The sequence below is a fragment of the Shinella yambaruensis genome, assembly GCF_022899355.1.
In the GTDB taxonomy this organism is placed as follows: domain Bacteria; phylum Pseudomonadota; class Alphaproteobacteria; order Rhizobiales; family Rhizobiaceae; genus Shinella; species Shinella yambaruensis.
In genome coordinates, this window is the sequence record NZ_JALJCK010000016.1 from 133,038 (window position 1) to 140,548 (window position 7,511).

A 7,511-nucleotide genomic window follows, 5' to 3' on the forward strand; every position below is an offset into this window, starting at 1 on the left:
TCAATTCTCCAGGCGCCACTTGAGTGTCACGCCGCCCTTCTCGTTCTGGTCGAGGGCGGGGATGGCCGAGAGGAGCCGGCGCGTATAGGCCTCCTTCGGGCTGTCGAAGATCGTGTCGCGGTCGCCTTCCTCGATGATCCGGCCGTCCTGCATGACGACGACGCGGTCGGCGACCTGCTCGACGACGCCGAGATCGTGGCTGATGAACAGGCAGGAGAAGCCGTAGCGCTTCTGCAGGTCGGAGAAGAGGTCGAGCACCTGTGCCCTCACCGTCACGTCGAGGGCGGAGACCGGCTCGTCGGCGATGAGGAAGCGCGGGCGGCGGGCGATGGCCCGGGCGATCGCCACGCGTTGGCGCTGGCCGCCGGAAAGCTCGTGCGGATAGCGCTCGGCATAGTCCGCCCCGAGACCGACCTCCTCCAGCGTTTCGAGCGCGCGTTTGCGCTTGGCACTCACATCGAGGCCCGGCACCAGCCGCAGCGCTTCCTCGACCAGCGCCAGGATGGTCATGCGCGGATCGAGCGAGGAATAGGGATCCTGGAAAACCATCTGGCAGTTCAGGCGATAGTCGGTCCAGTCCGCTTCGCGCGAGCGGCCCTGGAACCGGATCTCGCCGCCGCTTTGCTTGACGAGGCCGGCAATGGTGCGGCCAAGCGTCGTCTTGCCCGAGCCGGAGCCGCCGACCAGCGCCACGACCTCGCCCTCGTGGATATCGACGCTGACGCCCTGCAGTGCCCGCTTCGCCTTGCCCCGGCGGAACAGCGACCTGCGACCGGCATAGTCGACCACGACATTGCGGGCCGAGACCATCGGCGCCTTGCTCATGTCGATGGCGCGGGCCTCGCCGCGGAAGGGCAGGGAGGAAAGCAGCTTCTTCGTATAGGGGTGCTGCGGAGCCTCCAGCAGGTTCTCCGTCCGGCCCGCTTCGACGATGGCGCCCTTTTCCATGACGACGATGCGGCTCGTGTAGCGTGCCACCATGGGAAGGTCATGGCTGATCAGCAGCACGGCGGTGCCCTCGGCCCGCGTCAGCTCCACCATCAGCTCCATCACGTCGCGCTGGATGACGGCGTCGAGCGCAGTGGTCGGTTCGTCGGCGATCAGGAGCGCGGGCTTCAGCAGCATGACCGAGGCGAGCATGATGCGCTGGCGCATGCCGCCAGAGAATTCGTGCGGATAGGCGGTGAGTGCCCCTTCCGGATCGCGGATACCGACCCGCTTCAGCATGTCGAGGATGCGCGCCCGGCGCTCCTCGGGCGAAGCCTTTGTATGAAGGATCAGGCCCTCTTCCAGCTGCCGGCCGATGGTCATCGACGGGTTGAGCGAGGTCATCGGCTCCTGGAAGACGACGCCGATCTCGGCGCCGCGCAGGTCCCGGAGTTCCCGGTCCTTCATGGCGAGGACATCGCGCCCCTTGTAGCGCACCGATCCGCCCTTCACCCGGATGGCCGGCGGCAGGAGCGCGATCAGCGCACGGGTTGCCAGCGTCTTGCCGGAGCCGCTCTCGCCGACGATGCCGAAGATCTCGCCCGGAGCGATATCGAAGGCGATGGACTGGACGACCTCGCGGCCTGTCCCGGCGACCTGGAGCGAGAGGTCGCGAACGGTCAGAAGCGTATCCGTCTTCATTTCAGGCCCCTCATGCGCGGGTCGAGCTTGTCGCGAAGAGCATCGCCCAGGAGATTGATGCCGAGCAGCGTCAGCGCGATGCAAAGGCCGGGAAACAGGCCGAGCCAGACGGCCTGCTCGACGAAGGGACGGCCGGCCGCCAGCATGTTGCCCCAGGTCGGGGCCGGCGGCGGCACGCCGAGGCCGAGGAAGGAGAGCGCGCTTTCCGACAGGATCGCCCAGCCGAACATGGAGGTTGCGAGAACCGTGATCGGCGCCAGGCAGTTCGGCAGGATGTGGCGGACCATCGTGTAGAGTTCGCCATTGCCCATCACCCGCGAGGCCTCGATGAACTCCCGTTCGCGCAGCGACAGCACCGCGCCGCGCACCACGCGGGCCATGGAAGGCGTATAGGCGATGCCGAGCGCGAAGATGATGCCGTACTGGTTGGCGCCGAAGACGGCGAGCAGGCCGAGCGCCAGCAGAATGCCGGGAAAGGCGAGCAGCGCATTGTTGACGGCCATGATGACGCCGTCGACCCAGCCCCGCGCATAACCGCTGACAAGGCCAATCAGCGTGCCGCAGATCGTGGCGAAGCCGACGGTCAGCGCGCCGATCCAGACGCTGGCGCGGGCACCGACCATCAGGCGGCTCAGGACGTCGCGGCCGAATTCATCGGTGCCGAGCAGATGGTCGGCACCCGGCGCGGCGAGGCGGGCGGTGAAAGACAGCTTCATCGGATCGAAAGGCGTCCAGACGAGGCCGAGGGCGGCGGAGAGGAGCAGGATGGCGATCAGGATGCCGCCGATGAGCCCGTTGAAGGTGAACTTTTTCATTCGGCGACAACACGCGGATCGAAGAGGGGATAGAGCAGGTCGACGACGAGGTTGACCAGCACATAGGACAGCGAGACGAACAGAAGGCACCCCTGGATGACCGGGTAATCGCGGGCGAAGATGCTGTCGACCATTAGCCGGCCGAGGCCGGGAATGGTGAAGACCGTCTCGATGACGGCGATGCCGCCGAGCAGGTTGCCGAGGATCAGGCCGATCATCGTCCAGGTCGGGCCGAAGGCATTCTTGAAGGCATGGCGCCAGAGCACGGCTCCCTCGGAAAGCCCCTTGGCACGGGCATGGGTGATATAGTCGAGGCGCAGCACTTCCAGCGTCGAGGCGCGCGCCATGCGGATCAGCACGCCCGCCTCGTGGATCACCAGCGTCATGATCGGCAACACGAGATAAAGCATGCCGCCGGCTAGATCGTCGCGGATCGACACGTAGCCGAGCACCGGCAGCCAGCCGAGCTTGAGGCCGAAGAACAGGAGAAGCAGCAGGCCGAGCCAGAAGGTGGGGATCGACAGCAGCACCGTGGCTGTGCCGACCAAGGCAAGGTCGGTCAGGCTGTTCTGGCGCCAGGCGGCGATGACGCCGGCCGGCACGGCGACCAGGCTGGCGAGAAGAACGGCGACGACGACGATCTCGGCGCTGACGAGGAAGCGCGAAACGACCAGCGGCAGCACCGCCTCGTCGTTGACGATCGACCGGCCGAAATCACCCTGCAGCACATTGCCGGCCCAGATCAGGAACTGCTGCGGCATGGACTTGTCGAGGCCGAGCTCGGTGCGCATCTCGGCGATCTGCTCGGGCTGGGCCATGTCGCCCAGCATGAGGGCGGCAGGGTCTCCGGGAATGAAGCGGATGAGCGCGAAAACCGTCACCGACACGAGCGCGATCGTCGGCAGGGCCATCACGAGACGGCTCAGGATGAATCTCAGCATTGTTTCCCCACGATTGGGGCCGACTTTCCTCTCGGCCGCCATCGGTTTCGTTGGATTGACTATGACGGAATGAATAAAACTGCGCAATATTATGCGATTTTGTCATACTGTTATGCAGACTTGCGAGCACTGCCCATCGCCGCCATCGATGGAAGCCAAAAGCTATCAACTTGATTTCAATGGCGTTCCTGCGAAAGCAGAATCTGCCGCTTGAGCGCATCGCTCAAGGCCTGGGCCGCAATCGAGAGCGGCATCCCGGCGGCGCGGGCCAATCCGAATTCCTGCGTGGTCTGCGGCACGAACGGGCGGTGGACCACCGGAAGATGACGATAGAGATTCGCATAGAAGCTGCTGATGATCGTGATCCCCAGCCCGTGCGCCACATAGGAGCAGGCGGAGCTGTTGGTGTGCGTCTCGATCTTGACCATCTGCTTCACGCCGGCCCGTTTGAAGACCTGGTCGAGCGCCATGCGGTTCGGGCGCTGCCGGCCGATGAGGACGAGGGGTACGTTCCGCAGATCGCGGACGGTGACCTCCTCCAGTCCGGCCAGCGGATGGTCCTTCGGGATGACGCAGACGCTTTCGCCGCTGGCGACCTTCTCGACGGCGATGCCCGGCCCGACCTCGCCCTCCATGCGCAGGAAGCCGAGGTCGATCACCCGTTCCCCGACCAGCTTGTTGATCGCCGTCGTCGATTCGAAGAACGTCTCGATGCGCACGCCCGGAAAGTCCCGCACATAGTCGAGCAGCATGGCCGGCGCGAAATTCTCCCACATGCTGCTCGGCAGGCCGATGCGGACGATCTCCGGCCCCGAGGCGCCGTTGCGCAGGTCCTCCGCATGCCCCGCCATGCGATCGACGGCGAGCAGCACGTTTTCCGCGTCCCGCGCAAGGATCACGGCCTCCGGTGTCGGGATGAGCCGCCCCTTGTCGCGGGCGAACAGGGTCAGCGCCAGATCGGCCTCGAGCTGCGCCAGCAAGCGGCTGACACCCGACTGGCTGAGCCCCATGGCCTTGGCGGTCGCGATGGTCGAGCCGGTGGAAAGAAGCGTGCGCAACACGTCGAGCTGCCTGATGTTCATGATGCCGGCACCCTCAAGGCAAGATCGATCACGCCGCCGATGCGCTGAAGGACGAAGGCGGCAGCCCTCGCAGCACATTCCGTCGCTGCCGGAAAGGCAATAAGTCACCGGCAGCGCCTGTTCAAGCGCGACGAAGCGAAGGCACCACGAACAAAGCCAGGATCAGCTGTCGCGAGCCCACTACGGCAACGGCGTCATGGGTCCCGACGGGCTTCAGGCTCCGTCGATCTGCCGCTTCTCCTTCGCATAGCGCACCAGCGCGAGGAAGCGGTAGATGCCGTGCACGAACTTGCCATAGGGCATGGTGACGAACAGGCTAAAGACGACGCCGAGATGCAGGGCGAGCAGCAGGCCCATGGCCGGCGTGGCGCGCAGGACGAGCAGCAGGAGGCCGGTCAGGCTGGTCAGGAACAGCATCACGAGGAAGGCGACATCCATGCCGGTGCGCGAACCATCCTTGAGAACGGGATCGCGCCGCCATTTCGCGTGGAGCAGGCCCGCCGGCCCGACGAGGAGGCCGATGCCGCCGAGCGTGCCGAGCACGACCGGGAGATCATAGGCGGGGTAGGGGGCTTCGAGGCCGAGAAGGTAGTGGTAGAGCGTCGCCGTCGAGGTCGCGGCAAAACACAGGAGGAAGCCGTAGAACGTCATGTGATGGTAGAGGCGCCGCCGGTCGGTCGGCCGGTCGTCCTCGTTCATGCAGCCGACCCCGCCGCCATCGAGATAACGCAGGCTTCCCGCATCGCGGACTGCCTGCCAGATCGAGGCGGGTTCCCCGAGCGTGCCGGCGGGTTCGCCGATATCCTTCCAGAAATTGCGGATGCCCATCGCCATAGCCACCACGGCATAGGCGAAGGCCGCGCCGAAGAGCAGCGCCATCGCATTGTGCGGCATCAGCTTGTAGAAGGCGCCGGGCCCGGTATGCACGCCGAAAAGCACGGCAGGATCGTGCCAGGCGGCAAAGCCGGCAATGAAAAGCGCGACGCTCAGCGCCGCGATCAGGCTGATCGCCAGCCCGTTGCGATGGAAAAGGCCGGAAAAGGCATACGGCCAGGCATAGGCCCGGTAGGAATCGTTGCGCACGATCGCCAGCGTCTTCGGCACGTTCACGTCGAATTCGTGCGGCGGCGAGAACTGGCAATCGTGGAAGCAGGCGCCGCAGCTGTGACAGAGGTTGGCAAGATAGTTGAGATCGCCATCCGAGAAGGCCCGCCGTATCTCCATGGCCGGAAAGACGGCACACAGCCCCTCGCAATAGCGACAGGAATTGCAGACCGTCATCAGGCGGTCCGCCTCGGCAAGGCTTGCCGTCGCGTGGGCCGGCTGGAGCGGAGTATGGATGTTCATGCGGCCTCCGGGGACTGGCTTGCGGACGAAACGAGACGGGCAGCCTCCCGCCCGGCAATGCGGCCGAAGACGCTGCCGATCGTCATGCCGATGCCGGCGGCATACCCTTGGCCGAGCACGTTGCCGGCCATGATCTCGCCGGCGGCGAACATGTTGGCCGCCGGCTCGCCGTCCGCCATCACCATGCGCGCCGCCCGGTCCACCTTGACGCCGAGATAGGTGAAGGTGATGCCCGGCCGGACCGGATAGGCATAGAAGGGCGCGGTCTCGATGCGCCGTGCCCAGTGGGTCTTGGCCGGCTCGAGGCCCTCGGTGCGACAGTCGTCGAGGGCCGTATGGTCGAAGGTGCCGGGCCGGACCGCGGCGTTGAAACCGGCGACCGTGCGCTCCAGCGCCGCGGGCGCAAGGCCCAGCTTCTCGGCAAGCCCGCCGATCGTATCGGCCTCTACCGGCGGGAAGAGGGACGGCATGAAGAGTTCGAGCGAGGGCGCGTCGAAGACGATATAGGCGATCTGGTCCGGCTGGGCGGCGACGAGCCGCCCCCATATGGCATAGCGCTTCGGCCAGACATCCTCGCCCTCGTCATAGAAACGTTCGGCATGCCTGTTGACGACGATGCCGAAGACGACGCAGTCGAGGCGCGTGATAATGCCGCCGTCGAATTTCGGCGCACGCGCGTCGATCGCGACGGCATGGCACTGGGTGGGATCACCGATCTGCATCACGCCACTGTCGATCAGCATCCGCAGCACCGTGCCGCGATTATAGGGCGTGCCGCGGATCAGGAAGTTTTCGGCAATCTCGCCCCAGCCTTCCTTCAGCCAGTCGATATTCGCCTCGAAACCGCCGCTGGCCGCGATGAAGGTTTTTGCGCGGATGGAGACGTCCCTGCCGGCATGCCGCACGGTGGCGGAACGGAACCTCGCGCCCTCGATCGCAAGGTCCACGATTTCGGCGTCATAGACGATCTCGACGCCGAGACTTTCGGCCGTTCGGTAGAGGGCGTTGAGCATCGCCCGCCCGCCGCCGAGGAAGAAGGAATTGGTGCGCCCGAGGCTGAGCGTGCCGCCGAGGGAGGGCTGGAAGCGCACGCCCTGCTCGACGATCCAGGTCAGCATCTCCTTTGATTCGGCGATCATCATGCGCGCCAGGGCCTCGTCCGTCCGGCCGCCGGTCACGCGCAGCAGGTCGTCGAAGAACTCGTCCTCGGTATAGGGGCCGGAAAGCGTTTCGGTCGCCGCATCGTGCGCGCAGCGCATGTTGCGGGTGTGGCGCGTGTTGCCGCCCCGATAGAAACGCGGCGCACCCTCGGCGACAAGCACCCGCGCGCCGGCCCGCCGGGCGCTGATCGCCGCGCAGAGCGCGGCGTTGCCGCCGCCCACGATGAGCACGTCGTAGTCTGTCGAACCGTCAAGCATGCTGGAGCCGTTCCGCCTTTGCTGCACTGCGCCATTCATACTGCACACATTTGTATACAGTCAAGCACGGTCGAGCGGACGCCCGCTTCCGCGCGGCATCGATCGGTAAATCGCAAATGAAAACAGGGCCTCGCAATTGGAGAAGCCCCCATTCGCCGAACGGCAGTATGCAAATGGATACATTGCTGTAGCGGGGCGCCCGGAAATTATCTATAACGCGGTCGCCACGCCAGCGGTCGGCGTGAATTTGATGTTCAGCGCCGAACACGGGGAGTGATT

7 protein-coding genes are annotated in these 7,511 nt (G+C 65.6%); all 7 read right to left on the bottom strand.

Annotation, left to right across the window (positions count from 1 at the left end; all coding sequences use genetic code 11):
• The gene (locus MUU56_RS28720; RefSeq protein WP_244770701.1) at positions 1-1,629 is read right to left on the bottom strand and encodes an ABC transporter ATP-binding protein; all 1,629 of its coding nucleotides are present in this window, start codon (positions 1,627-1,629) and stop codon (positions 1-3) included.
• Entirely contained in the window at positions 1,626-2,444 is an 819-nt protein-coding gene (locus MUU56_RS28725; protein ID WP_244770702.1) for an ABC transporter permease, read from the bottom strand. Before MUU56_RS28725 ends, MUU56_RS28720 begins: the two co-directional genes overlap by 4 nt.
• Positions 2,441-3,385, bottom strand: coding sequence for an ABC transporter permease (locus MUU56_RS28730; RefSeq protein WP_244770703.1), 945 nt, complete (start codon positions 3,383-3,385; stop codon positions 2,441-2,443). The genes MUU56_RS28725 and MUU56_RS28730 overlap by 4 nt, the downstream gene beginning before the upstream one ends.
• 176 nt (positions 3,386-3,561) lie before the next feature.
• On the bottom strand, positions 3,562-4,467 hold the full coding sequence (locus MUU56_RS28735; protein ID WP_244770704.1) for a LysR family transcriptional regulator: 906 nt from the start codon (positions 4,465-4,467) through the stop codon (positions 3,562-3,564).
• A 213-nt stretch (positions 4,468-4,680) separates the two neighbouring features.
• Positions 4,681-5,814, bottom strand: a complete 1,134-nt coding sequence (tcuB, locus tag MUU56_RS28740; protein ID WP_244770705.1) for a tricarballylate utilization 4Fe-4S protein TcuB — start codon at positions 5,812-5,814, stop codon at positions 4,681-4,683.
• Positions 5,811-7,232 carry an FAD-dependent tricarballylate dehydrogenase TcuA gene (gene tcuA / locus MUU56_RS28745; protein ID WP_244770706.1) on the bottom strand — a complete coding sequence of 474 codons (1,422 nt, stop codon included), beginning with the start codon at positions 7,230-7,232 and terminating at the stop codon, positions 5,811-5,813. Before tcuA ends, tcuB begins: the two co-directional genes overlap by 4 nt.
• Positions 7,225-7,511: hypothetical protein (locus MUU56_RS28750; RefSeq protein ID WP_244770707.1), on the bottom strand; the 287-nt coding region annotated here is incomplete at its 5' end. The genes tcuA and MUU56_RS28750, both read right to left, overlap by 8 nt.